This window comes from Cryomorphaceae bacterium 1068 (assembly GCA_027214385.1).
GTDB lineage: Bacteria > Bacteroidota > Bacteroidia > Flavobacteriales_D > Cryomorphaceae > JAKVAV01.
The window spans coordinates 321,284-347,979 of record JAPVXR010000002.1; the positions used below are offsets into that span (position 1 = coordinate 321,284).

The following is a 26,696-nucleotide window of genomic DNA, read 5'->3' on the forward strand; positions in this document are numbered from 1 at the left end:
GAGATGGCGGAACGTAAAAATATAATCAACAAGGCATATTTGGTTTTCCTTGGCATCTGCCTCTTTTCCCTTTTCGTGCTGGGAAAGATCATCATGATCCAATTTATGGAGGGCGAAAAGTGGGAAGCGAAAGTGGAAAAACTAACCACTGATCTTCGTGAGATTACTCCCGTGCGTGGAAACCTCTACACTGCTGACGGCAATATGCTGGCTACCTCCGTGCCCATCTATGAGATCCGAATGGACATGAAGTGCGAAGGCTTTGATGAAGAAGCTTTCGCTCAGGAAATTGATTCTCTTTCCTACAGATTAAGCGAGCTCTTTGAAAATAAAACAGCGGCTGAGTACAAGCGCGACCTCCTTGCTGCGAGGAAAGATGGGAATCGCTATTACCGAGTAAAAGGTAAAGTAGAGCATGACCAATTACTCGAAGCTGAAAATTTCCCCTTTTTCAGAAGAGGTCGTTTTAAAAGTGGAGTTATTTATGAAAAGAAAACAGTGCGTAAGCATCCCTTCGGGAGCCTCGCAGCACGGACCGTGGGGTACGAGCGTGACGGTGTTCGGCCGGTAGGGCTCGAAGGTGCTTATGATGTGGAGCTTCGCGGAGTGCCGGGAAGTCGCTATGAAAAACGATTGGCCGGAGGCACATGGATGCCTATTGACAATACCAATGAAGTGGAGCCGCAAGACGGTTACGATGTGTATACCACAATCGATATAAATATTCAAGACGTTGCTGAGAGTGCTTTGCGAAAGCAACTGAGGAAACACAGGGCACGCCATGGCTGCGCTGTCTTAATGGAAGTTAAAACCGGGCGGATCAAGGCCATTGCGAATTTGACATTGAGCAAGGATAGTACCTATAGAGAAGTATACAATTACGCCGTTGGTGAAGCTACAGAGCCGGGATCAACTTTTAAGTTGCCTGCCTTAATGGCTGCCCTGGAAGACGGGTTGTTGGAATTAACTGATACGGTGGATACCAAGAGAGGAAAGCATCAGTTCTACGACCGAACTATGAAGGATAGTAATGATAAGGGCTTCGGTAAGATAGATGTGGTGACGGCTTTCCAAAAATCATCCAACGTCGGCATTTCTCGTTTGATCTTCGACCGATACAAAGACAATCCGAGAGAATTTGTGGATCGACTTTACAAGATGGGTTTAGGCCGACCGATTGGAGTTGAAATTACAGGAGAGGGAGAACCTAAAATCAAGGATCCGTCTGATCCATCTTGGTCGGGAACCACACTTCCGTGGATGAGCATCGGGTATGAAACGCTGATGACCCCGCTGCAGATTTTGACATTCTATAATGCTGTTGCCAATGATGGCAAAATGGTGAAGCCTGCTTTTGTAAAAGAATTGAGAAGAAATGGCAAGGTGCTCAAGACTTTTGATCCTGTCGTAATTAATTCGGCCATCGCATCGCACGAGACTTTAACAGAGGCTCGACGCATGTTGGAGACGGTGGTAAGCGCTGAGGGGACTGCGTCCAATTTGAGATTTGGTGCGTATTCCATTGCCGGTAAAACGGGAACAGCTCAAATTGCCAATGCTCAATATGGCTACAAATACAAAGAAGCAGTGAGCTACCAGGCGTCTTTTGTGGGGTACTTTCCTGCCGATGAGCCTGAGTATACGTGTATCGTTGTGGTAAATGGCCCCTCCAATAATGTGTACTACGGAAATCAAGTTGCAGGCCCTGTTTTTAAAGAGATTGCTGATAAAGTCTTTGCCGGAAGGCTCGACCTCCATGACTTGGATGAGCAAGAGCCCGCCCTGACGACGGTAAAAATACCCGTTTCCAAGAGCGGTCAAAAAGAAGATTTGGATTTCATCTTTAATGAGTTTCACGTGCCCGTGAATGATGAGGCAAACGGGTATGCCTGGGTAACTACTCATACGGGTGCTGACACGGTTACCGTAGAACGTAGAACCATCCCTGAAGACCGTGTGCCCAATGTAGTAGGAATGGGACTGCGCGATGGTCTTTTCCTGTTGGAAAAAGCTGGACTCGACGTAAAGGTGAAAGGCAAAGGAATGATTTCGAAACAGAGTATTCCTCCCGGAACCAATCTCAGCAGATACGAATCCATAGAAATTGAATTGTCCTGATATGAAGTTGCTGAAAGACATATTGTATCAGTCGCGAATCAAGCACGTTAAAGGCACAACCAACGTGGCGGTGGAAGCCGTGGTGTTTGATTCTCGGAAGGTTGTGGGTTTCTCGCTCTTCGTAGCTGTGAGAGGCGATCAGGCCGATGGCCATCTATTTATCGATAAGGCTATTGAGCTGGGAGCTGTGGCCATCGTTTGTGAAGAACTCCCCGAAGAATTACGTGAAGAGATCACTTACGTTCAGGTAGAGAATAGCCGAGAAGCATTGGGGCACTTGGCCGCCAATTTCTTTGACAATCCTTCCGGTGAATTGAAGCTGGTTGGTATTACCGGAACCAACGGTAAGACGACCACGGCCACTATGCTTTATCGTCTTTTCAAGCTTTTGGGCAAGAAAGTGGGTTTGATATCGACAGTCGAAAATCGAATCCAAAACGAGGTGATCGGTGCGACTCATACCACGCCCGACCCTGTTCAGCTCAATGAGCTTCTGCGAAGAATGGTAGATGCCAAATGCGGTTACTGCTTTATGGAAGTGAGCTCTCACGCTTTGCATCAGCACCGTGTGGCAGGAATTGAATTTGCTGGTGGAGTCTTCACGAATATTTCGCGAGACCATTTGGATTACCACAAGACTTTCGACGAATACATTGCCGCAAAAAAGCTGCTCTTTGATATGCTTCCTTCCCCTGCCTTCGCTTTGGTCAATCTCGACGATCGTCAGGGAGAAATCATGCTGCAAAACTGCAAAGCAGGAGATCAAAAAACCTATGCTTTGAAGGCAATGGCCGATTTTAAGGCCAAGGTCATTGAAAATCTCTTTTCAGGCTTACACGTCAATTTGGATGGCATGGATCTGTACTCCAAATTGGTAGGTCGATTCAATGCGTACAATATTCTTTGTGTGTATGGCGCAGCTCGTTTGCTCGGAGAAGACAAGATGGACGTTCTTACGGCATTGAGCAATATCAATCCGGTGGCCGGTCGATTTGAATTGATTAAAAGCACCGAAGGCGTGAGTGCCATAGTAGATTATGCCCATACGCCTGATGCCTTGGAGAATATACTTGCAACGGTCACTGAGATTCGTACCCACAATGAGCAAGTCATCACAGTGGTTGGCTGCGGTGGAAATCGTGACAAGGGAAAGCGGCCTGAGATGGCCTCCATCGCTTGCAAATACAGTGACCGCGTTATCCTTACTTCTGACAATCCGCGAGATGAGGATCCACAAAGCATTGTAAATGATATGAAGGTCGGAGTAGATCCGGTTGATTTCAAAAAGACCAATACCATTCTTGATCGAGCTGAAGCCATTCGTATGGCTTGCGGACTCGCTCAAGCAAACGATATAGTTCTCATTGCCGGAAAAGGCCATGAGAAGTACCAGGAAATTAAAGGTGAGAGGTTTCCATTTGATGATCTCGCCACTGTTATGGAATCCTTTAAAGAGTTGAAGAGCTAATGCTATACTACCTTTTCGAATATTTGGATGAAGCATATGGCCTCCCGGGAGCAGGTGTATTTCAATTCATCTCCTTCAGGGCGGCCATGGCCGTCATCACCTCTTTGATTATTTCTTTGGTGTTCGGGAAGTCGCTTATTTCCATGCTGCACCGAAAACAGGTGGGAGAAACCGTGCGCGACTTGGGATTGAAAGGTCAGATAGAGAAACAAGGGACCCCGACAATGGGCGGACTTATCATCATTGCTGCAATTCTTATTCCGACACTTCTCTTTTGCGAATTGGATAATATTTACGTGATCATCATGATCATTACCACCGTCATTCTTGGTGGTATCGGATTTTTGGACGACTACATCAAAGTATTCAAGAAGAATAAAAAAGGTCTTGCGGGTAAGTTTAAAGTAGTTGGTCAAGTAGCCGTAGGTATTTTGGTTGGAGCCGTTCTGTTTTTCAATCAGGATGTGGTAAGCAAGCGAAAAGTCTACTTTCAGAGCGAACAAACTGGAGAAATCACATCTGAATGGTTTCAGGAAAAATCGGTAAAGACGACGATTCCATTTATCAAGAACAATGAATTTGATTATGCTTGGCTTCTCGGCTTTTTCGGAAAAGAAAAGGCACAAGATTGGGCGTGGTTGATTTTTATTCCGCTTGTGATTTTTGTGGTGACTGCGGTTTCAAATGGTGCTAATATTACAGATGGGTTGGATGGTTTGGCTACGGGCACATCTGCTATTATTGGCGTTGTACTGGCCATATTTGCCTTCGTTTCGGGGAACTTGGTTTTCTCCGACTACCTCAATATTATGTTCATTCCCGAGTCAGGTGAACTGACTGTATTCATCTCGGCATTTGTGGGAGCGTGCATTGGTTTCCTTTGGTACAACTCATTTCCGGCTCAAGTTTTTATGGGTGATACGGGAAGTTTGGCCTTGGGAGGAATCATCGCTGTTTTTGCGATTTCCATCAGAAAAGAACTGCTCATTCCGCTCTTCTGCGGAGTGTTTCTTATTGAGAATATTTCAGTGATGCTGCAAGTCAGCTACTTCAAGTACACCAAAAAGAAGTACGGAGAAGGAAAGAGGATTTTCCTCATGGCGCCCTTGCATCATCATTACCAAAAAGTGGGATACCACGAATCTAAGATCGTGTCGCGGTTTTGGATTATTGGAATTATCCTGGCGGTATTGTCTATCGTAACGCTTAAGCTCAGGTGAAAAAGCTATTGGTGCTTGGAGCAGGGGAGAGTGGTGTGGGCGCGGCTTTGCTCGGAAAGAAATTGGGATACTATGTCTTGGTTTCTGATTCGGGAAAAGTAGCGGACAAATACCAAAACGTTCTTAACAAGTCGGGAATTAAATGGGAAGAAGGAGGCCACAGCGCTGAGTTTCTTGCAGGGGCAGAAATCGTGGTGAAGAGCCCGGGAATACCGAGCGATATTGCTTTAATCAAGAATCTGAAGGAGACAAGTGCTGAAGTGATTTCTGAGATTGAGTTTGGCGCACGAAATTCCGATGCGAAAATCATCGCAATTACGGGTACCAACGGCAAGACTACTACCACTCTGCTCACCTACCACATTCTGCAAAAAGCAGGGTTGGACGTGGGAATGGCGGGTAATGTAGGAAATAGCTTTTGTGCAGAATTGGCGGAAGGAGATCGCGAATATTTTGTATTGGAAGTGAGTAGTTTCCAGTTGGATGATGCTTACGATTTCAAGCCGTACATCTCAGTGATCACGAACATTACCCCTGATCACCTCGATCGCTATGGCTATGAAATGAGTCGATACGTGGATGCGAAGTTCAGGATCACCCAAGCTCAAGATGAAATCGATCACTTTATCTATTCGGCAGATGATGAAATCCTAATCGCCGAAATAGAAAAACGAATGCTCAAGCCAAATTTACACCCCATTTCCATTACCCGATCCGTTGAAAACGGAGCTGAATTATTGAATGAAAAACTGATTATAAATATCACTGATAAACCATTTGAAATGTCCATACACGACTTAGCCCTTTTGGGTAAACACAATGCAAAGAACTCCATGGCCGCAGGAGTTGCCGCTCGTATCCTCGAGATACGAAAAGAGGTGGTTCGAGAGAGCCTTGCCGATTTCCAGAATGTGGAGCATCGACTCGAGTTCGTTGCTACCATTCACGGAATCCAATTTATCAACGACTCAAAAGCCACCAACGTCAACTCCACTTGGTATGCCCTCGAAAGCATGCGAGAGCCGACTGTTTGGATTGTAGGTGGAGTAGATAAGGGCAATGATTACTCCATGCTATTTGACTTGGTAAAGGAGAAAGTAAAAGCCATTATTTGCTTGGGCAAAGACAACAAGAAACTACTCGAAGCATTTAGCGATAAGGTAGACCAAATCGCTGAAGCTTCTTCTGCAAGGGAAGCTGTGGGACTTGGCTATCAATTTGCCGAAAAAGGAGACACGGTGCTACTCTCTCCTTGCTGTGCGAGCTTTGACCTATTCGACAATTACGAAGATCGGGGTCAGCAGTTCAAGCACTCGGTGAAAATGCTCTGATAAACCTAACACACCTTAAACTATGGATCCTAAAAAGACATCAAAAGACCTCTCGGAGAATCCATTGATTCGATCGCGAATGAAGGCACTCCAAACGGAGAGACCCTTTTCGCTTGAGCCTGCCGGAATGATCAAAGGAGTGACTTTCGTCAATGATTCAGCAGCTACCACTGTCATGGCGGTTATTGAATCATTAAGTCATTTTGAGGAACCCGTAGTGTGGATTACCGAAGCAAATGATCCCGGGTTTGAATTCGAAGACTATGTCGAGATCCTGCGGGATAAAGTGAAAGCCGTTGTCGTGTACGGCGAACTTACTGCAGCATGGCACGAGGCGCTTTGGGACTACTTGGGCTTTTTCGTCAAAGCGGATACTTGGGATGAGACCATTGATTTGAGTTTGGAAATAGCCAAGGCCAATGATTCGGTGATCTTCTCGCCAGGATGCCGTGCTTCTGAGCCCTTTTCAAATTTTCAGGAAAGAGGAGCTTATTTCAATCAGCTGCTCAAGATTAAATCCAACGCAAAAGGATAGGAGATGGGAGAGGGCAAGTCATATACGATTCATAAGGGAAAGAAAAGTCAGTTGAAGACCTCTATGACAGCGCTCGAAAGAATGCGTCAAAACTTAGAGGGGACGGCCTACAGAATGGATTCGGTTGGGCTGATAGATGATATTCAGTTTCTCAATGACAGTCGTGCGGTTGACCTGCTTTCTACAAGAGACAGTTTTAAGTGCTTGAAGTCGCCTGCTGTTTGGCTTACTACCACTACGCCTCATGAGCGCGATTTTGCATTGATTGAGAGATACATCCGAAAGAAAATCAAGGCCATTGTCGTGTATGGGACTGAGGCGATCGACATGCGGTCGCAATTGGAAAAAATGGTCGATGTATTCTTAACTGTTGCAGACTTGAAAGAAGCGGTAAACGCTAGTTACGACCTCGCCGAACCAAACGATGTGGTGATATACTCACCTAGTTGTGTCGTTACAGACGGCTACCTCAATTTTGTAGATCGTGGCCAAGCTTATGAGAAATACGTGAAAGAATTAGGAAGCAGTGAATAAAATCTGGACGACATATCTTAAAGGAGATCGGGTTATTTGGATGGTCTGCCTCATACTTGGAATGGTATCGCTCCTAGCTGTATATTCCAGTATTTCGTCCTTAGCATACAAGTACACCCAGGGCAATACGCTCTACTATCTCTTCAAGCATGGTATTATGCTCGCTTCGGGCTTCTTTATCATGGTCCTCATTCACAAAGTAAATTACCGGTACTTCTCCCGCTTGTCGCAAATAGCGGTTTGGGTGGCTGCCGTTCTTCTTTTGCTAACGCTATTGCTCGGTGTAAACATCAACGATGCCAGCCGCTGGCTGAAGATTCCCATTATAAATCAAAACTTTCAAACCTCAGATTTTGCCAAGATCGCACTTGTAGCCTACGTGTCTCGAATGCTGGTCGTTAATCGGAACAATCTACACAGCTTTAAAGATGGACTTCTCCCTATTCTTGTTCCGATTGGCTTAATTTGTGGTTTAATCTTGCCTGCCAATTTCTCGACGGCAGCCCTTTTATTCTTCGTTTGTTTTACCCTTCTTTTCGTAGGAGGAATTCCCTTCAAGCACCTTTTGGCGGTGGTGGGAATTGCGGCAGCGGGTTTTGTCTTGTTACTCAGTCTTTCATCTGTGGCTCCCGATCTACTTCCGCGAGTGGAGACATGGAAAACCAGGCTAATGAGCTTCGAGTCGGGAGATAGCGAGGCCAATTATCAAGTCGAACATGCCATGATGGCCATCCACTCGGGAGGGCTTTTGCCGGCAGGGCCAGGCTCCGGCGATTCCCGGAATTATTTACCTCACCCATATTCCGATATGATCTACGCCTTCATCATCGAAGAGTATGGTGCCATCATCGGAGGTTTTGGAATGCTTCTGCTCTACCTGATATTCCTCTACCGAAGTATCAAGGTGAGTAATGCCTGTGAGCGTGATTTCGGTACCCTGCTAGTCATTGGACTGAGTTTCCTATTGGCCTTTCAGGCTTTCATCAATATGGGCGTGGCGGTGAGCATATTGCCCGTTACAGGTCAGCCCCTGCCTTTGGTTAGTATGGGTGGAACTTCTATTTGGTTCACATGTCTTGCCGTCGGGATGATCTTGAGCGTAAGCCGTACAAACATTGAAGGAGAGACCGTTAAAGGAAAGAAACGAGTTAAAAGAAAGAGCTATGCAGTCGCCTAGGGTCATCATAAGCGGAGGAGGTACGGGAGGACATGTCTTCCCCGCCATCGCTATTGCCGATGCGATCAAGGCATTGCGCCCCGATGCAAAGTTTCTCTTTGTGGGAGCAAATGGCCGTATGGAGATGGAGCGAGTGCCTAAAGCAGGATATGAAATTAGGGGTCTCGAGATCAGTGGTTTTCAGCGTAGCCTTTCGGCAAAGAATCTGAGCTTCCCGATCAAGGTGTTAAAAAGCTTGAGGGATTCTCGAAAAATTATCAAGGAGTTCAAGCCCGATGTGGCTGTAGGTGTTGGAGGCTATGCTTCCGGTCCTTTATTGCAAGTGGCAAGCCGGAAGAAGATCCCTGCTTTGATTCAGGAGCAGAATTCCTTTCCGGGAATTACCAATCGCCTTTTGGCAAAAAAGGTGAATAAAATATGTGTCTCCTATGACGGAATGGAGAAGTGGTTTCCACAGGCGAAAATGATCATGACGGGCAATCCCATTCGGAGCGCTGTTGTGGATATCGAAGGGAAGAAAGAAGCCGGATTGAAAGCATTTGGCCTCGATTCTGAAAAGCCAACCTTATTAATCGTTGGAGGGAGCCTTGGGGCCAGAACGATCAATGAAAGCATTGCCGGAGTGTTGGAGGAGATTGCCCAATCGAACTACCAAGTTATTTGGCAAACGGGAAAACTCTATATCGACAAAGCTGAAGCTCTGGTAAAAGAAAAAGGAGCTACGAATGTACATGTAACGGCCTTTATCGAAGAGATGGATTTGGCCTATGCCGCCGCCGATCTGATTGTATCGCGTGCAGGGGCCATGGCGCTTTCAGAGCTTTGCTTGATTGGCAAGCCTTCGGTGTTGGTGCCTTCGCCAAATGTAGCAGAGGATCATCAAACAAAGAATGCATTAGCGCTAGTTAAGAATGAGGCGGCGATGATGGTGAGCGATGCAAACGCCCGAGGAGATATGTGGCCAACGGTGAGTCAGCTACTACTGAATACAGAAGCTCGAGCGTTGCTGGCCAAGAACGCTAAGGACATGGGAAAGCCGCATGCGGCAAAAAAGATTGCAGAAGAAGTATTAAAACTGATAGAAAAGAATTGAATTTAAACGGCTTACATAAGGTCTATTTTTTTGGAATCGGGGGCATCGGCATGAGTGCTATCGCTCGGTATTTCAATCAAATGGGATTGGATGTTGCCGGTTATGACCGAACGTCCTCACCGCTCATCAGTGAGTTGGAAAAAGAGGGAATTGAAGTGAATTTTAACGCATCGCCCGAGGCGGTTCCTTCTAGATTCATAGACTCACCACTTGACCGGGTGTTGTTTATTTACACCCCAGCCATACCAGCGAGACATGAGGGATTGGGTTTTTGTAAGAGCCGCGGATTTAACGTAATCAAGCGCTCTCAAGCCTTGGAGGCGATCGTTGCCGAAAAAGACACGTATGCCGTGGCCGGGACACATGGAAAAACGACTACTTCTTCCATGGTCGCTCACCTTCTTAATCAAGGAAATCACAACGCGACGGCCTTTCTGGGAGGCATAGCCACAAACTTCAAATCGAATTTAGTGGTAGCCAAAGACTCTACTAGGACCATAGTGGAAGCTGATGAATACGATCGTTCATTTTTGAGACTGAGACCTTCTGTAGCAGCTATTACTTCCGTCGATGCGGATCATTTGGACATTTATGGAAATGCCGAAAGTCTGCGTTCAAGTTTTGAGCAATTCGCTCAACTCGTGCCGAAAGATGGATTACTCCTCCTTTGTGAGGGAATCGAAATGAATGTGGAAGCACCCGTTTGGTCCTACGCAGTAGAAAGTGAGACTGCCGACCTTACCACCAAGAACTTACGGGTGGAAGATGGAGCATACTGTTTTGAAGTGTGGCTCAAAGGAGAGAAGCTGGGAGAAATCGTGATGCATTATCCGGGAAGGCACAATGCTGAAAATGCACTGGCCGCCATCGGTATGGCATTACATGCCGGAGTAGACTGGAACGAAATTGCCGAAGGGCTTAAAACCTTTTTGGGCGTAAAGCGACGCTTTGAATACCAAATAAGGCGAGAAAATCGCGTATACATTGATGACTACGCGCATCATCCTACTGAGATCACGGCTTGTGTGAATTCTGCTAAGGAATTGTATCCCGAAAAGAGAATAACAGGAGTCTTCCAGCCTCACCTATATAGCCGCACACGCGACTTTGCTGATGAATTTGCCGAGAGTCTTTCTGAGTTGAATGACCTTTTGCTGATGGATATTTATCCCGCTCGAGAAGAACCCATTGAAGGAGTAGACTCACAAATGCTGCTGAATAAAGTACGCTTGGTGAATAAAAAGTTGGTAGACCGCGAAAACCTAGTGGAAGAAGTTCTGAGATTGAGCCCTGAAATACTCCTCACTATGGGTGCAGGAGATATAGACCGAATGATCGAACCTTTAAAAAACGCTCTCGATGAAAAAGACGAATAGAGCTTTACGTTGGTTGGGCTACTGCATTGCCATATGCGGTACCATTGGCATGCTTGGCTTTATAGAAAGTTCCAAGTCAGGCTCGGTATGCGAAGGAATAGAGGTAGATTTTATTCGAAATGCAGCGGAGCCTTTGATAACGGAAGACTTCGTTCGTCAAACGCTTTTGGATGTCTCCGATCAAATTGTCGGTCAAAATCTTCGTCAGGTCAATTTTGATCGATTGGAAGATGCGCTCAGCGAGATTCCCTATTTGAATCATGCCGTGGTTTATACCACCATCGATAATCATCTAAAAGTTCAGGTGACGGAACGCACACCCATCGTACGCCTTATCGACGAAAATGGCACTTCGGCTTTGATTGATGCAAATGGTTACTTGATGCCTCTTTCCGAAGTTTCTCCCTTGCGATTGCCTGTGATAACAGGAAGTTTTCATTTGGAGAAAACCATGGTGGAAAGTAATCTGCATACTTCTGATTCGTTGGTAGAACCCAGGTTGGCTGAATCGTACGTAATGGGAACTCTGATTTATGGAGATAGCCTTTGGAGGGCGCAGTTTCAGCATCTTTCATTTGAAAGCAACGGAGATTTGATTGCTTTTCCCCAGGTGGGCAATCACACGATAATATTCGGTTCAGACCGTCTCGAAGAGAAGCTCGAAGTCCTTCGCATTTTTTATCGAGAAGGAATGAGCCAAGAAGCCTGGAATAAATACAAGTCAATAAACCTGAAATACAAGGATCAAATTGTTTGCACCAAAAAATACCCCTATGGAGGAACCTGAAATCATCGTCGGACTAGACATTGGGACTACTAAAATCGCCTGCATCGTGGGCCGAATCAACGAGTTCGGCAAGGTGGAGATCATCGCTTTGGGTAAGTCTGAATCACTCGGTGTAAGAAGCGGAGTGGTAAGTAATATTAACCGAACGGTAGAATCCATTCAGCGTGCCGTAGATATGGCCGTTGAGCAGACCGGAGAAGAGGTTGGAGAAGTAATCGTCGGCATAGCCGGACAGCATATTCGCAGTCTACAGCATCGTGGAATCTTAACCCGAAAGGCCAAAGATTCGGATGAGGAAATCTCACAAATCGATATCGACAATCTTGTAGAAGACATGCACCAGCTGGTAATGAACCCCGGTGAAGAGATTATCCACGTGCTCCCGCAGGAATACATCGTAGATAATGAGCAGGGTATCAAAGACCCCATCGGGATGGCGGGAATTAGGCTAGAGGCCAATTTCCACATCATTACCGGTAAGGTGAATGCCGTGAAAAACATTTACAAAAGCGTGAGCAAGGCCGATCTCGAAGTAGGCGACTTGGTGTTGGAGCCATTGGCTTCTGCTGAATCGGTGCTTAGCCTCGAAGAGAAAGAAGCAGGAGTAGTATTGGTAGACATCGGAGGTGGTACTACTGACATTGCGATTTTTCAAGATGGAATCATTCGCCACACGGCTGTAATTCCTTTCGGTGGAAACATCATTACCGATGATATCGCTTCCGGTTGCAGCATTTTAAGAAAGCATGCCGAGCAGCTCAAAGTTAAGTTTGGTTCGGCCCTCAGCTCAGAGAGCATGGAGAATCAGATTGTATGTATTCCCGGATTCAGCGGACGCGAGCCCAAAGAAATCTCTATCCGCAACTTGGCGAATATCATCCAAGCGCGGACCGAGGAGATTGTCGAACAGATCGTTTACGAAATAAAAAGTTCGGGCTACGAAAAACGACTTATTGCCGGTATTGTGCTCACAGGTGGTGGATCTCAACTCAAGCACTTGCCACAATTGGTGGAGTACCTCACCGGTTTGGAAACCAGAATGGGATATCCCACGGAACACCTTGGAAAAGATAACAAAGCTGACCTTTCAAGTCCGATGTACGCAACGGGTATTGGTCTTGTATTGAAAGGCTACCACTTGCTGCAAAAGAACAAGAAAAGAACCGCTGGAAAGCGCTCTCCGATTCGCTTGGGCGGCAAAGATAAAATGAACTTATTCGATAAAATCCTCTCTAAAGGACAGGCTTTTTTTGACGACGACGATATTTAAAAAACCAACTCTAAAACTCTCTTATTTATGGAATTCGATATGCCAAAAAACCAATCCTCTATCATCAAAGTCATTGGTGTAGGAGGAGGCGGTAGCAACGCGGTAAACCACATGTACGAGGCGGGAATCAAAGGGGTCGACTTCATCGTCTGCAACACCGACTCTCAAGCGCTCGACATCAGCCCTGTGCCCATCAAAGTTCAACTTGGCCAAAGCCTGACTGAAGGTCGTGGTGCAGGATCTATTCCCGACGTGGGGCGAAATGCTGCCATCGAGAATTTGGATGATATACAGGAAATTCTCTCTCACAATACTCATATGGTATTTGTAACTGCCGGAATGGGTGGTGGAACGGGTACGGGAGCTGCTCCCGTTATTGCCAAAGCAGCAAAAGACCTCGGTATCCTTACTGTTGGAATCGTGACTATTCCCTTCACCTTTGAAGGCAAGAAGAGAATGCTTCAAGCGGAAGAAGGTTTGCGTGAAATGCGGGCCTCTGTGGATACTCTGCTAGTGATTACCAACGATAAGCTCCGTGAGATCTATGGAAACCTCTCGCTTAAAAATGCTTTCTCTCAAGCGGATGGAGTCCTCTCTGTAGCTGCTAAGGGAATCGCCGAGATCATTTCGGTAACGGGAGCGATCAATGTGGACATGAACGATGTAAATACTGTGATGAAAGACAGTGGGGTAGCCATCATGGGACAGGGAACTGCTCGAGAGGAAAATCGTGCGCTCAAGGCCGCCAAAGAGGCTTTGGAGTCGCCACTACTCAATGATAACAATATTGAAGGAGCTAAATACATCCTTCTCAATATCACTTATGGTGAGAATGAGATAATGATGGACGAGATCTCTGATATTACGGATTATATCCAGCAAGCTGCAGGCTCAACGGCCGATGTAATCTGGGGGCACGGAAATGACGATAGCCTTGCTGAAGATGAGGTGAGTGTAACGATTATTGCTACCGGATTTAAGATTACGCCTGACACCGGCTTCGAGATGGACGAACCTGTTCGCCATATTTTGACGACGGATGAGAAAAAGGATACCCCTGTGGCCAAACAAATGGATGATCCTATGGGATCTTCTGACGATGTGGAGCCCTACTTAAAAGAGGTAAAAACTTCTGAATCGGAACCGATGATGGAAGAAAAGCCTGCGGAAGAAGTTCAGAAATTTAATCTTTTCGAAGATGAGCCAATTGAGGAGTCTCAGAACGAAGAGAAGGAGGTAGAAGAGACTCCAACTGTTGAAAGCGTTGAAGAACCACAGGAAGAAAAGAAGTACTACACACTGGACGAATCAACAAACGAAGAAGAGGAGGAAAATCTCGGAAACAGGGTAAATGCCGAAGTGGTAAATCAAGTCAATAGGGAGCGTCTTCGAAACTTGCGCGAGATGGCCGATCGTTTGAAAACTCCTGAAGGATTGACTCAATTGGAGAAAGAACCGGCATACAAGCGCCGAAACGTTCGGTTGGACAATATTCCGCACAGTAGCGACTCCGAAGTGTCAAAGTACACGTTGGCTCCTGAAGAGGATGAAGATGGAAACAAGCGTTCCGGTTTACGACCCAATAATCCTTTTCTCCACGACAATGTAGATTGATACCTTTGCAGGAAAATCAAGAGAATGTCATTAGCAGATAAAATAAACGATGGCCTGAAGACGGCCATGAAGAATAAGGACAAGGATAAGTTGGCGGTTTTGCGCGCGGTAAAGTCTGAATTGCTTCTTCATGCCACGAAAGGTGGCGATGGAAGTATCACCGAAGCAGAGGAGATGAGAATCCTCACGAAGCTGCACAAGCAAAGAAAAGAAGCGGGTGCGCTTTATAACGAGCAAGGCAGAGAAGACCTGGCAAAAGAAGAAGAGTTTCAAGCAACGGTGATCGAGGAGTTTCTACCCGCGCAGTTATCCGAAACTGAAATCGAAGCCAAAGTCGCTCAGATCATAGCCGATACGGGTGCTGAAGGAATGAAGGATATGGGAAAGGTAATGGGTCAAGCCAATGCTGCCATGGCTGGAAAAGCCGATGGAAGCCTCGTTGCTAAAATCGTTAAAGTCAAATTGGGTTCTTAGAGCCTTTAAGAGTTGGAAAAGAAAAAGGGGTGTTGAGCCCCTTTTTTTGTGTTTGAATTTTTTAGTGAGTCTCACCTTTTGGTCACCTCAAAGAAAGAAATCGACAGCCTAAGAGTTACTAGTCTCCAACTTAAACCCCACTCCGTGCACATTTTTAATGCTTACGTTCTCATCGTGCCGGAGGTACTTTCTGAGCTTGGTGATAAATACGTCTAAACTTCTCCCTACGAAGTAACTGTCGTCGCCCCAAACTAAGTTGGTGATTAATTCTCGCTCGATGACTTGGTTTTTCTGTTCGCAGAGAATCTTTAGGATTCCCGCTTCTTTTTTCGTCAGTACTTTAAGGAAGTCACCTGACCGCAGTTCGTAGTTCTCCGGATTGAAGGAGTAAGTCCCGATTTCGAATTCCTCGGTTTTAGTGTTTCCATCTGTGAGGTTATTACGTCTCAAGATTGCCTCCAGGCGAAGTAAAAATTCTTCGTTGCTGAATGGCTTCGTGATATAATCGTCTCCTCCCGAACGAAAGCCCTCTACCTTGTCTTCGGTCATGCTTTTTGCCGTAAGGAAAACGATGGGCACTTGCTTATCAACTTTACGAATATCACGAGCCAACTCAAATCCATCTTTTTTCGGCATCATCACATCCAGAATACACAAGTCGTAAGAGTGGGCATTAAACTGCTGCAGTCCCTCTTTGCCATCTCTGCTCAGGTGAACTTTGTATCCTGCCACCGATAGCGTGTCTTGAATCACAAAGCCCAAGGAGGGGTCGTCTTCGACTAGGAGTATTTTGATAGGCTCGCTCATTTTTCTAACGGAAGTGTAAACGTAATACTCGTCCCTTTTCCTTCTTCACTTTCGGCCTTAATTTTTCCGCCGTGGGCTTCTACCATCTGTTTCACATAGTAAAGACCCAAACCAAAACCTTTCACGTCGTGTAAATTCCCTTTTGGTACTCGGTAGAATTTATCGAAAACGAGCGAGATTGACTTTTTTGGAATACCGATACCCTTATCGCTAATGGTAATTTCGATCGAATCCCCATTTGAACTTGTGGTGATTTTTATTAGCGGGTTTTCGTGACTGTACTTAACGGCATTGTCGAGCAAATTGAAAATCACGTTTGAAATATGCACTTCGTCACCTTGGATACTATAGTCGATGGCGTTAAGGTTTAGATTGATGTTCAGCCCATCTTGCTCGTTGGCCACCTGAAGGGTGTTTACGGTACTTCGAAGCATGGAGTGAAGGTCGAGTGTCTCGCGCTTAAGTTCTACGTTTTTTCGCTCTAGCGTGGCCAGCTGTAATACCTTATCAACCTGAAGCCGAAGTCTGCGTACCTCACTGAAAATTAATTCGGCATATCGGTGAAGTCGCTCCGGCTGTTGAGCGATGTCGGGTTTGAGCAATACTTCGCTGGAGAGGCTTATGGAACTGATTGGTGTTTTCAGTTCATGGGTCATATTATTAATGAAGTCCGTTTTCATTTCTGAGAGCCGCTTTTGACGGAGCACGATGTACACTGCATAGGCGAAGAATACAAAAACGATTAATGAAATCAGGGCAGAGAATGCCCATGTGGAAATTTTAGTGGAAGGGGTTTCAATGGTAAATGGTTCCTTGTGTGGAAAGAAAACTCCGAAGTAATGGCCGTCTTTCTCCCATTTGATTTGTGGTGCTTCTGAATTACTTGGCTGAGCAGCTTCTTCGTTCAGGGCAATGTAATCGCCAAAAACGATGCTATCGGTAAAGCAGTCGTAGACACCGTATTCAAAGTTTTCCTGGATGTTTCTTCTTTCGAATTCGTTTCGCAGAAGGCGTTCGAGAAGGTAAGGGTGTACCGTATCGTTAATGGCTACGGTGAAGTAGTTTGGGCGAATTTGCTTGACGGCTTGAAAGAGTTCGGCGGGATCATCGTTGATGGTGAGAATCTCATCGGCTACGTTAGTGAGCGCAATAGTCACTCGGTCATTGAACTGTTTGGCCTCGGCCGCTTCCTGATCTTTGCGAAGGTCTATTTGTGTTCTTTGAACCTCAAATGCCTTATCGAGCCAATAAATTTGCGTGGCGATAATTCCCGCTACACTGACTATGGCCAGTAAAATAAGGATACCGATTAGCTTGCGGCTCATAACGCTAAGTTAATGACTCAGCGGAGCTGTCCTAAAGAGTTTAACAGATTGCTAACGAATGCCAGTCACTATAAGAGCTACCGACAAGTGTTCGTTATGCTACGCGCTTGCGTTTTTTCCGAATGATGGAGCAGACCTTGATGACATCAAGGGTGTTCGAGTAAATCGTATGATTGAGTCTGATAATCTCCCCCAGAAGATCGGCCTCGGGAGTCGAAAGTAAATGCTGAAGATCGGCTTGCTTTAGCCCAGATGCGTTTATATCTTTCATTCTGAAGAAGACTTTGGTCCTCGTTGTTTTTCGGTTTTAGGAGGTGAAAGGTTTCACTCTCTTTGAATCATGTACAATATCGGTGCCTACTCTCCCCACATCAATAGCCTGACTTTCCTCAATTTTTTATCGATTTATGAGTTTTGATTTATTTCAAACAAAGAAGGCCATCCACGATAAAGTGAATGGCCTTTTGATTTTATAGTGACGCAGTATTATTACATCATGCCCGGCATTCCGCCTCCACCCGGCATTGCCGGCATAGAGTCTCCCTCTTCTTCGATGTCGCTAATTACGCACTCAGTCGTAAGTAGCATTCCTGCGATTGATCCTGCATTCTCCAAAGCGATACGAGTCACTTTAGTTGGATCGATTACACCTGCTTCGAATAGGTTTTCGAAAGTCTCAGTGCGTGCATTGTATCCGAAGTCATCCTTGCCTTCACGTACTTTTTGAACAATGATGGACCCTTCCCCACCTGCATTTTGTACGATCTGACGAAGAGGTTCTTCTACTGCTCTTTTTACAATGGCTATACCTGTGGTTTCGTCATTGTTTATTCCTTCCATCGTTGCGATAGTTTCCAATGCACGAAGGTAAGCGACACCACCACCGGCTACGATTCCTTCTTCTACTGCAGCGCGCGTTGCGTGAAGTGCATCGTCTACGCGATCCTTCTTCTCTTTCATCTCCACTTCGGTTGCAGCACCTACGTAGAGAACGGCAACACCACCGGCCAATTTGGCCAATCGCTCCTGCAATTTCTCTTTGTCGTAATCGCTGGTCGTAGTTTCGATCTGCGCCTTGATTTGATTCACACGAGATTCTATCGCACTTTTCTCACCTGCACCATTTACGATGGTTGAGTTGTCTTTGTCGATGGTGATTTTCTCGCAAGTACCTAGGTCTTCCAAAGTAGCGTCTTCCAATTTGCGACCTTGTTCTTCAGAAATCACAGTACCACCTGTAAGGATGGCGATGTCTTCCAACATAGCTTTGCGACGATCTCCGAAACCGGGAGCCTTAACAGCTGCGATTTTCAATGATCCGCGGATTTTGTTTACCACCAAAGTAGCAAGAGCTTCGCCTTCTACGTCCTCAGCGATGATCAAAAGGGGCTTTCCTGTTTGTGCCGCTTTTTCCAATACAGGAAGAAGGTCTTTCATATTCGAAATCTTCTTATCGTAGATTAGGATATACGGGTTTTCCAAGTCGGCAACCATCTTTTCAGAGTTGGTCACGAAGTATGGAGATAGGTATCCGCGGTCGAATTGCATCCCTTCCACTACGTCTACGTAAGTGTCAGTTCCTTTTGCTTCTTCAACTGTGATTACACCCTCTTTTTTCACTTTGGCCATAGCCTGAGCGATCAACTTTCCAATCGTGCTATCGTTGTTAGCAGAGATGGTAGCTACTTGTTCGATTTTTGAATTGTCATCTCCCACTTCTCGTGAGATTTTTTTCAACTCTGCCGTAATAGCTGCTACTGCTTTATCGATTCCTCTTTTGAGGTCCATCGGATTGGCTCCTGCGGCTACGTTTTTTAAACCTGCAGTTACCATAGCTTGTGCCAATACGGTAGCGGTTGTAGTTCCGTCTCCTGCCATGTCAGCAGTTTTTGAAGCCACTTCTTTTACCATTTGAGCACCCATATTTTCGATGGGGTCTTTAAGTTCAATTTCTTTTGCCACACTCACACCATCTTTTGTTACGGTAGGTGCACCAAATTTTTTGTCGATGATAACGTTGCGGCCTTTAGGTCCCAATGTTACTTTTACTGCATCGGCTAATGCATCTACGCCGCGTTTTAACTTGTCGCGAGCTTCTACATCAAATGTGATATCTTTTGCCATTATTCTTGTTTTTTCAGGTTAATTATTAGTTGTTGCTGATGACACCGAAAATGTCTGACTCTCTCATGATGAGGTAGTCTTTTCCTTCAATCTTAATTTCGGTGCCGGCGTACTGTCCGTAAATGACGTTGTCGCCAACTTTTACCGTCACGGGTTCGTCTTTTTTTCCACCGCCAACGGCTACAACTGTTCCTTTTTGTGGTTTTTCTTTGGCCGTATCAGGGATGATAATCCCACTTGCGGTTTTTTCTTCAGCAGGAGCTGCTTCTACAAGCACTCGATCTGCTAATGGTGTAAGATTTACTGACATTGATTTCTATTTAAGATTTGTGAAAAGCCCTCAGTCACAAAATGTGCCGGAGGATAGAACCTGAAAAGAAGTCCGATTTGGACAAAAAAAATGTCAGTGCATCTGTGACACACTGACATTTTTACAGTTTTATTGAATGATCTTATTGCTCTGGCTCTGCAGGAACTTCTTCAGATCCTGTAGAAGCGGGTGCTTCTTCAGTCGGTGGAGCTTGTTGTTGTGGTACAACTTCTTCGAATTGACCTGGTTGAGCTACTGCTGCATTGTCTTGAAGTCCGGCTGATGCCAAGCATAGTACAAATAAGACAATCGCTAAACTCCAAGTTCCTTTTTCAAGGAAATCTGCAGTACGCTGAACGCCTCCTATTTGGTTTGCAGAAGAGAAGCTTGAGTCAAGTCCTCCACCTTTTGGGTTTTGAATTAATACGATAAGCGCTAAGAAAACGCAAACTAGAATAATGAGTACGAAAATAAACACCTGCATGTCTTCGTGATTTTTTTTTAAGATTGTTCTTCAGCCCGTTTTTGAAGAGCGGCAAAATAACGTCTTTTTTCCGGATATTTCAAACTCAGATTTTTATACGCTCTAGCAGCCTTTTTAAAGTCTCCTTGACGTTCGTAAATCTTCGCCAATGTTTCGGTTATAAAGGATTCGTCTTCCATCAAACTCATCTTGCCCATTTGGGTTGGAGAGAAGAATGCCTTTTTGGCCGGAGTGATTTTTCGGTCTTCCGAAATGAATTTTTCGATTATTTCTCGCTCAGGTTGCGACTGATTGGTGCCCCGATCAATATTTAATAAGAATCGACTAAAAGCCGAGCCACCGGCTGTCCGTTCTTCTTCAGTCTTTATTTCAGCCTCTTTGTGGCTTGATTCTGTGGAGTCAGAATCTTTGGTTTCGTCAAGTTTATTTTCCATCTCAAGCTCTCCCAACTGCATAACTGCTGCAGCCATGATTTGCTCTTCAAGTGGGTCCTTGGAGACAATGGAATCAATTGGTTCCTCGGTAGTTTGATTAGCTTGTTTTTGCTGAGATTGCCCTACTGGTTTCTCTTCCGGAATGGTCACGGATTCATCCGGAACACGATCATCAATTACTTTCGAAGCGGTTTCACCTTCCTCGATTTTTCTTAGAAGGCCATCTCTGACCACTCGGTCGTAGAGCTTTGACCGATCTTGAACATAGATGGACGCCATGTTTATGAATTCCTTCAGCTCCAGATCGTCATTTTCTTTTGCCCCCATAGCCAGAAGCACTTTGAATGACGAGCAATACGGATATTTCAGTGAAAGATTTCGAACTTCATTGAAATCTGACCCATCGGGAATCAGACCTGAATCAATCATTTCTATGACTTTCGCTCTTTCCATACCTACCAGGCTCCGAGTGAAGCGTCAAAAATATCTTGGATTAGCTGGCTGTTCACGTCTTCTACGAGTTCAGTTTCTATATCAGAGAAGTTCTGTTGCGAGTCGTAATCGACAAATCGCGAAAAGTTTTTCTCGAAGCTTTTATCCTTTTCAATTGTGTTGGTGTATTTCACCTTTACCGTAATGGTGAGCCTGTTGAGACTCGTAAATTCTTCGCTGGAAATGGCGGCATTACCAATCTGATACCCCGTTACCACACCTTCGAATTGAAGATCTCCTCGTTTTTCGGCCAAATCCAATCGAGTCTGAGCGAGCATAAGGTCTTTGAGAGACTCAGACAATACCAATCCGTATTCGGGTGCAGCCTGCGGCGTGGCAATCTGAAATTGCTGAATCGAAAAAGTGTCGGCGTCAGCAGGAATATCTGCCCCGGTAAAAGAGTAATTTACCGTGCATCCTGAAATGGCGACCACAAAGAGTACAAGTGATATTCGGAGTTTTTGTGTCAAAGCTTAGTTAAGGTTGTATTCCTTGATTTTGCGATACAAGGTTCGTTCCGAAATACCCAATTCTTTAGCGGCCCACTTCCTGCGGTTGTTATGCTTCTTAAGCGCTCTTTCAATCAAATCTCTTTCCGTTTGCTCCAGAGATAGTGTCTCTTCTACTTCTTCGTGCTCATCTATATATTGTGCTGGTGATGGTTTCGAGATATTGTAGTCCGCCGGAGTAAAATTGTGATCTACATCTGTCTCCTCATTTCGTTCAAACTCCTGATTGTCTTGAAACAGACGCTTGATCGCCGAAGGGTTTTTGGTTCTCAGGCTGTCTTCATTCGTGCGGTTTTGCATGAGCTCAAGTACGATCGACTTAAGATCGCTTACGTCTTGACGCATTTCGAAAAGAACCTTGTACAGTATTTCTCTTTCGCTGAAGTCATTGCCTCCACTTGAGCCATCTTTTTGGCTGATGATAGCTGGTAAATTGGAGTTACCAACTTCAGGAAGGTATTGACGCATAATTTCGGCGGTAATATTCCGCTCTTCCTCTATTACCGAAAGCTGTTCGGTAATATTTTTGAGTTGCCTAATGTTTCCGGGCCAGTTGTAATTTTCTAAAAGAGTAATTGCGTCTTCATTCAGACGGATTGCAGGCATCTTGTACTTTTCAGCAAAGTCAACCGCGAATTTCCGAAACAGCAAATGGATATCTTCTTTGCGATCCCGCAAGGGAGGAAGGTATATCGGAACTGAATTCAATCGGTAAAAAAGGTCTTCTCGGAAAGTTCCTTTTGAAATGGCCTTATCCATATTGACATTGGTAGCAGCGATGATCCGTACGTCTGTCTTAATGTTTTTGGACGATCCTACACGAAGGAATTCACCGGTTTCTAACACCCGTAGTAGTCGCACTTGAGTTTGTAGCGGCAGTTCTGCTACCTCGTCCAGAAAGATTGTTCCTCCATTGGCCACTTCGAAATACCCTTTGCGAGAATCGTGTGCGCCGGTAAATGCTCCTTTTTCGTGACCAAATAGTTCAGAGTCAATAGTTCCTTCCGGAATTGCTCCGCAGTTTACAGCGATGTACTGTCCGTGCTTTCTGGCGCTCAGGGCATGGATAATCTGGGGCATGGTCTCTTTTCCCGTTCCACTTTCACCTGTGATCAAAACAGAAATATCAGTCGGAGCTACCTGTACTGCAATATCGAGTGCCCGATTGAGCAAACGGGAATTACCGATAATTCCAAAACGTTGTTTTACTTGTTGTATATCCATTTATTGATTGACTACTTCACCTATTAAGGTAGCAGATGTGTAATCCGTAACTCTCACATCCACATATGTTTTGAGCTCAATTTCTCCTCGGTCAAATACAATCACAGCATTCTGGCTGTTACGTCCGTATAGCATTTGATCAGATTTTTTTGAAACACCTTCCACCAAGACTTTAAATGTTTTTCCAACCGAAGCTTTGTTTCGAACTGTACTTCCTGCGCGTTGAATCGTGATAATTTCTTCTAACCGTTTTTGCTTTACCTCTTCAGGAACATCGTCTTCGTATTTTCTCTCCGCCAATGTTTTTGGTCTCTCTGAATATTTAAAAGTGTAGGCATATTCGTACATCACCTCTTTAATAATCGACAGTGTATCTGCGTGTTCTTCATCTGTCTCACCACAAAACCCCGTAATGATATCAGTGCTGATCGCTGCCATCGGCATGATGCGTCTTATCGCTTCGATTCGATTCATATACCACTCACGCGTATAGCCTCGATTCATTCTTTTAAGAACATCGCTGTTTCCACTTTGCACAGGAAGGTGAATGTACTTGCAAATATTCTCGTATTTGGCCATAGTATGCAACACGTCATCGGTCATATCCTTCGGGTGAGAGGTAGAAAAACGTATTCGAAGGTCAGGGTGCACCAAAGCCACTTTTTCCATCAATTGCGCAAAGTTTACCGTTTCCTTTTCGGGATCAATTATTTCACCTTTTTTGGAAATATTCCATCGGTACGAATCTACGTTCTGGCCCAGCAAGGTCACTTCTCGGTACCCTTGTTCAAAGAGGTATTTGGCTTCATGGACGATTGTTTCTGGATCACGGCTTCTTTCGCGGCCACGAGTAAACGGCACAACACAAAAAGAACACATGTTGTCACAGCCTCGCATAATCGATATGAAGCTGGTCACACCTCCGCTATCCAGACGCACGGGATTTATTTCCGCGTAAGTTTCTTCTCGCGAAAGCAATACATTCACTGCTTTTCGACCATCAGTTACTTCTTCAACTAATGAGGGTAGTTCACGATAGGCGTCCGGTCCGACTACAAGGTCTACGAGTTTTTCCTCCTCCAGTAGTTTTTCTTTAAGGCGCTCAGCCATGCAGCCAAGGATACCGATCATCATATCCGATCGCTTTTTTTTCTTCTGGGTATTAAACTGCATCAATCGCTTGCGAATCCGTTGTTCAGCTTTATCGCGAATTGAGCAAGTATTGATCAGAATCAAATCCGCTTCTTCGCTATCACGAGTGGTTTCAAAGCCATTTTCTTGCATGATGGAAGCTACTATTTCGCTATCCGCAAAATTCATAGCACAACCATAACTCTCCAAATAGAGTTTTCTTCCCTTCTTGGTGCTTTTACTTTCTAGCAAAGTTGCTTCGCCTTGTCGTTCTTCCTCTAGCATACTCTGTGATTTCATTTGATTCCCGCTTTTTTGAAACGGGTGCAAAGTTATTGAAAAAATAAAGGTTTCTGCCAAAATGACATGCTATCCAAACGTAGGGAAAACTTGAATTTATTCGTCTCTGAAGTCAATTAAGAATTCATTGCTTTACTTTGCATCCGACGGCACGGTGCCCAAAACAAGAAGGAATGTCAAAGAATCTAGTCATTGTTGAGTCTCCTGCAAAAGCAAAAACCATAGAGGGTTTTTTGGGAAAAGACTTTGTTGTAAAATCGAGTTATGGACATGTTAGAGACCTCAAAAAGAAGGGGTTATCTGTAGATGTGGAGAATAGCTTTGAACCGGAATACGAGATATCGCCGGACAAGAAAAAAGTCATAGATGAACTCAAGAAATTGGTCGCGAAATCGGATAAGGTTTGGCTGGCGACGGACGAGGACCGTGAGGGAGAAGCCATCAGTTGGCACTTGGAACAGGTACTCGACCTGTCTAAAAAAGATGTGAGTAGAATCGTTTTTCACGAGATAACTAAGGTGGCGATTACCAAAGCCATTGAAAATCCTCGAAAACTGGACTACCGATTGGTTGATGCTCAGCAGGCCAGAAGGGTACTGGATCGATTGGTTGGTTTCGAATTGTCTCCGGTGTTGTGGCGTAAGGTAAAGCCATCGCTAAGTGCGGGGCGTGTTCAATCAGTCACCGTCCGTCTTATCGTAGAAAGAGAACGTGAAATAAATAATTTCGAGGAGAAGTTTGCTTACCGAGTTACGGCTGTTTTTTCAGCGAATGGAAAATCCTTCAAGGCTGAGTTGAACAAGCGATTCGATACCGTAGGGGAGGCCCGAGACTTTGTAAATGCGTGTAATGGTTCGTCCTACAAGGTAGATGACCTCCAGGTAAAACCGGCAAAGAAAAGTCCGGCTGCGCCATTTACTACCTCTACACTTCAGCAGGAGGCGAGCAGGAAGTTGAGTTTTAGTGTTGCCAGAACCATGTCTGTAGCACAGAAACTTTACGAAGAAGGAAAGATTACCTACATGAGAACGGACAGTCTCAACCTGTCTGATACGGCTAGAGACGGAGCTAAGAAACAAATCACCTCCAGTTATGGTGCGGAGTTTTCCAAGCCGCGAACATTTTCTACCAAATCAAAAGGTGCGCAAGAGGCTCACGAGGCCATTCGCCCTGCTGATATGTCGGTAACATATGTTGATGGCGATCCTGCGGGACAAAGACTTTACGACCTTATATATAAGAGAACACTCGCTTCGCAGATGGCGGATGCAGAGTTGGAAAAGACTACGGTAAGAATTAAAGTAGAAGGATCGAACGCCCCTGCAGATAACCTACAATTCGTAGCTAGAGGAGAGGTGATTAAGTTCGAAGGTTTCCTGAAAGTTTATTTAGAAGGGACCGACGACGAAGACAATGAAAAGGAAGAAGAAGGATTGCTCCCGAACATGAAAGTCGGCGATTCTTTAGAGAGAAAAATAATCACCGCCACCCAAAGGTTTTCGAATCACCCGCCACGCTATACCGAAGCCAGTTTGGTGAAGAAATTGGAAGAATTGGGTATAGGAAGGCCGAGTACTTATGCGCCAACTATTTCAACCGTTCAGAAGCGTGGCTACGTGGTCAAAGAAGATCGCGAAGGTCATCCGAGAGAATATACAGTAATCGAACTTGAGGGGAATGCCCTTGAGGAAAAGTCCAAGACTGAGACGACGGGAGCTGAAAAACAAAAGCTATTTCCCACGGATATAGGTATTGTCGTGAACGATTTCTTGGTAGAGCACTTTGAAAAAATATTGAGCTATGACTTTACTGCCAACGTTGAGAAACAGTTCGATGATATAGCAGATGGTATGTTGAAATGGACTGATATGATCAGAACTTTCTACAAACCATTCCATGAAAACGTGGAAGAAACTCTCGAGCACGGCGATCGGCCGACTGGAAGAGAGCTAGGAAAAGACCCCAAAACGGGAAAGCCGGTTTATGCCAAGATCGGTCGTTACGGTCCCATGGTTCAGATAGGAGACGCAGAGGATGAAGAAAAACCTCGATTTGCGTCGCTGCGTCATGAACAAAGTATGACTACCATCAACCTAGAAGATGCATTGGAGCTATTCAAACTACCGAGAGAAGTTGGAGAGTTTGAAGGTGAGAAAGTGACAGCTGCAATTGGTCGCTTTGGTCCATACTTGAGGCATAAGGGAATTTTTGTTTCCATAAAGGAAGCAGACGGAGATGATCCGTTGAGTATTGAAATCGATCGTTCTATTGAATTGATTGAAGCCAAAAGAAAAGCTGATCTGGAAAGGATTATCAAGACTTACGAAGAGGACGAAACCGTTCAGATACTTAAAGGTCGATGGGGTCCTTATTTGAAAGCGGGAAAAAAGAACATCAAAATCCCGAAAGATGTAGAGCCTGAGTCACTCACTTTTGCAGATTGCCAAAAGCTTATTGAAGAAGCACCTGAGAAAAAAGGAAGAGGAGGCGCACCGAAGGCCAAAAAAGCTGCTCCTAAGAAGAAGGCCGCTTCAAAGTCTAAGAAGAAATCGAAGTAAA

The 26,696-nt window shown here is 45.1% G+C and carries 24 protein-coding genes; 14 read left to right on the forward strand and 10 right to left on the reverse strand.

Features of this window, described 5'->3' with window-relative positions:
* The first annotated feature begins 3 nt into the window (after nt 1-3).
* From O3Q51_04225 to O3Q51_04285, 13 genes are all read left to right on the forward strand, one after another.
* Nucleotides 4-2,118 carry a penicillin-binding protein gene (locus O3Q51_04225; GenBank protein MCZ4408000.1) on the forward strand — a complete coding sequence of 705 codons (2,115 nt, stop codon included), beginning with the start codon at nt 4-6 and terminating at the stop codon, nt 2,116-2,118.
* A 1-nt stretch (nt 2,119) separates the two neighbouring features.
* Nucleotides 2,120-3,586: a UDP-N-acetylmuramoyl-L-alanyl-D-glutamate--2,6-diaminopimelate ligase gene (locus tag O3Q51_04230; GenBank protein ID MCZ4408001.1), complete on the forward strand. Its 1,467-nt coding sequence runs from the start codon at nt 2,120-2,122 to the stop codon at nt 3,584-3,586.
* Nucleotides 3,586-4,806, forward strand: a complete 1,221-nt coding sequence (gene mraY / locus O3Q51_04235; protein MCZ4408002.1) for a phospho-N-acetylmuramoyl-pentapeptide-transferase — start codon at nt 3,586-3,588, stop codon at nt 4,804-4,806. Before O3Q51_04230 ends, mraY begins: the two co-directional genes overlap by 1 nt.
* Entirely contained in the window at nt 4,803-6,137 is a 1,335-nt protein-coding gene (gene murD, locus O3Q51_04240) for a UDP-N-acetylmuramoyl-L-alanine--D-glutamate ligase (protein MCZ4408003.1), read from the forward strand. Before mraY ends, murD begins: the two co-directional genes overlap by 4 nt.
* A gap of 22 nt (nt 6,138-6,159) precedes the next feature.
* Nucleotides 6,160-6,672, forward strand: a complete 513-nt coding sequence (locus O3Q51_04245; protein ID MCZ4408004.1) for a hypothetical protein — start codon at nt 6,160-6,162, stop codon at nt 6,670-6,672.
* Between the two features lie 63 nt (nt 6,673-6,735).
* On the forward strand, nt 6,736-7,206 hold the full coding sequence (locus tag O3Q51_04250) for a hypothetical protein (protein ID MCZ4408005.1): 471 nt from the start codon (nt 6,736-6,738) through the stop codon (nt 7,204-7,206).
* Nucleotides 7,199-8,383, forward strand: coding sequence for an FtsW/RodA/SpoVE family cell cycle protein (locus O3Q51_04255; GenBank protein ID MCZ4408006.1), 1,185 nt, complete (start codon nt 7,199-7,201; stop codon nt 8,381-8,383). Before O3Q51_04250 ends, O3Q51_04255 begins: the two co-directional genes overlap by 8 nt.
* Complete coding sequence (gene murG, locus O3Q51_04260) at nt 8,370-9,476, forward strand: undecaprenyldiphospho-muramoylpentapeptide beta-N-acetylglucosaminyltransferase (GenBank protein MCZ4408007.1); 1,107 nt, start codon at nt 8,370-8,372, stop codon at nt 9,474-9,476. The genes O3Q51_04255 and murG overlap by 14 nt, the downstream gene beginning before the upstream one ends.
* Nucleotides 9,473-10,852 carry a UDP-N-acetylmuramate--L-alanine ligase gene (gene murC / locus O3Q51_04265; protein ID MCZ4408008.1) on the forward strand — a complete coding sequence of 460 codons (1,380 nt, stop codon included), beginning with the start codon at nt 9,473-9,475 and terminating at the stop codon, nt 10,850-10,852. Before murG ends, murC begins: the two co-directional genes overlap by 4 nt.
* A complete protein-coding gene (locus O3Q51_04270) occupies nt 10,836-11,639 on the forward strand; it encodes a hypothetical protein (GenBank protein MCZ4408009.1) in 804 nt (267 codons plus the stop codon). The genes murC and O3Q51_04270 overlap by 17 nt, the downstream gene beginning before the upstream one ends.
* Nucleotides 11,626-12,909, forward strand: coding sequence for a cell division protein FtsA (gene ftsA / locus O3Q51_04275; protein MCZ4408010.1), 1,284 nt, complete (start codon nt 11,626-11,628; stop codon nt 12,907-12,909). Before O3Q51_04270 ends, ftsA begins: the two co-directional genes overlap by 14 nt.
* 27 nt (nt 12,910-12,936) lie before the next feature.
* Nucleotides 12,937-14,523, forward strand: a complete 1,587-nt coding sequence (gene ftsZ, locus O3Q51_04280) for a cell division protein FtsZ (GenBank protein ID MCZ4408011.1) — start codon at nt 12,937-12,939, stop codon at nt 14,521-14,523.
* A 24-nt stretch (nt 14,524-14,547) separates the two neighbouring features.
* Nucleotides 14,548-14,997 carry a GatB/YqeY domain-containing protein gene (locus tag O3Q51_04285; GenBank protein ID MCZ4408012.1) on the forward strand — a complete coding sequence of 150 codons (450 nt, stop codon included), beginning with the start codon at nt 14,548-14,550 and terminating at the stop codon, nt 14,995-14,997.
* Nucleotides 14,998-15,105: 108 nt separating this feature from the next.
* Here O3Q51_04285 and O3Q51_04290 read toward each other — a convergent pair whose 3' ends face one another.
* The 10 genes from O3Q51_04290 to miaB form a co-directional block, all read right to left on the reverse strand.
* Entirely contained in the window at nt 15,106-15,804 is a 699-nt protein-coding gene (locus O3Q51_04290; protein ID MCZ4408013.1) for a response regulator transcription factor, read from the reverse strand.
* Nucleotides 15,801-17,129, reverse strand: coding sequence for a HAMP domain-containing sensor histidine kinase (locus O3Q51_04295; GenBank protein ID MCZ4408014.1), 1,329 nt, complete (start codon nt 17,127-17,129; stop codon nt 15,801-15,803). The genes O3Q51_04290 and O3Q51_04295 overlap by 4 nt, the downstream gene beginning before the upstream one ends.
* Before the next feature lie 94 nt (nt 17,130-17,223).
* Complete coding sequence (locus tag O3Q51_04300; protein ID MCZ4408015.1) at nt 17,224-17,400, reverse strand: hypothetical protein; 177 nt, start codon at nt 17,398-17,400, stop codon at nt 17,224-17,226.
* 218 nt (nt 17,401-17,618) lie between these two features.
* Nucleotides 17,619-19,253 carry a chaperonin GroEL gene (gene groL, locus O3Q51_04305; GenBank protein MCZ4408016.1) on the reverse strand — a complete coding sequence of 545 codons (1,635 nt, stop codon included), beginning with the start codon at nt 19,251-19,253 and terminating at the stop codon, nt 17,619-17,621.
* Between the two features lie 25 nt (nt 19,254-19,278).
* Nucleotides 19,279-19,563 carry a co-chaperone GroES gene (locus O3Q51_04310; protein ID MCZ4408017.1) on the reverse strand — a complete coding sequence of 95 codons (285 nt, stop codon included), beginning with the start codon at nt 19,561-19,563 and terminating at the stop codon, nt 19,279-19,281.
* Nucleotides 19,564-19,705: 142 nt separating this feature from the next.
* Nucleotides 19,706-20,047 (reverse strand): preprotein translocase subunit SecG, encoded by a 342-nt coding sequence (gene secG, locus O3Q51_04315; protein MCZ4408018.1) that lies wholly within the window; start codon nt 20,045-20,047, stop codon nt 19,706-19,708.
* Nucleotides 20,048-20,064: 17 nt separating this feature from the next.
* Nucleotides 20,065-20,934 (reverse strand): hypothetical protein, encoded by an 870-nt coding sequence (locus O3Q51_04320; protein ID MCZ4408019.1) that lies wholly within the window; start codon nt 20,932-20,934, stop codon nt 20,065-20,067.
* 2 nt (nt 20,935-20,936) lie between these two features.
* Nucleotides 20,937-21,443 (reverse strand): LPS assembly lipoprotein LptE, encoded by a 507-nt coding sequence (gene lptE / locus O3Q51_04325; protein MCZ4408020.1) that lies wholly within the window; start codon nt 21,441-21,443, stop codon nt 20,937-20,939.
* Nucleotides 21,444-21,446: 3 nt separating this feature from the next.
* Nucleotides 21,447-22,706, reverse strand: coding sequence for a sigma-54 dependent transcriptional regulator (locus O3Q51_04330; GenBank protein ID MCZ4408021.1), 1,260 nt, complete (start codon nt 22,704-22,706; stop codon nt 21,447-21,449).
* Nucleotides 22,707-24,137: a tRNA (N6-isopentenyl adenosine(37)-C2)-methylthiotransferase MiaB gene (gene miaB, locus O3Q51_04335; protein MCZ4408022.1), complete on the reverse strand. Its 1,431-nt coding sequence runs from the start codon at nt 24,135-24,137 to the stop codon at nt 22,707-22,709.
* Between the two features lie 173 nt (nt 24,138-24,310).
* Between miaB and topA the strand changes: the two genes are divergently transcribed.
* Nucleotides 24,311-26,695 carry a type I DNA topoisomerase gene (topA, locus tag O3Q51_04340; protein ID MCZ4408023.1) on the forward strand — a complete coding sequence of 795 codons (2,385 nt, stop codon included), beginning with the start codon at nt 24,311-24,313 and terminating at the stop codon, nt 26,693-26,695.
* The last annotated feature ends 1 nt before the right edge of the window (nt 26,696 follow it).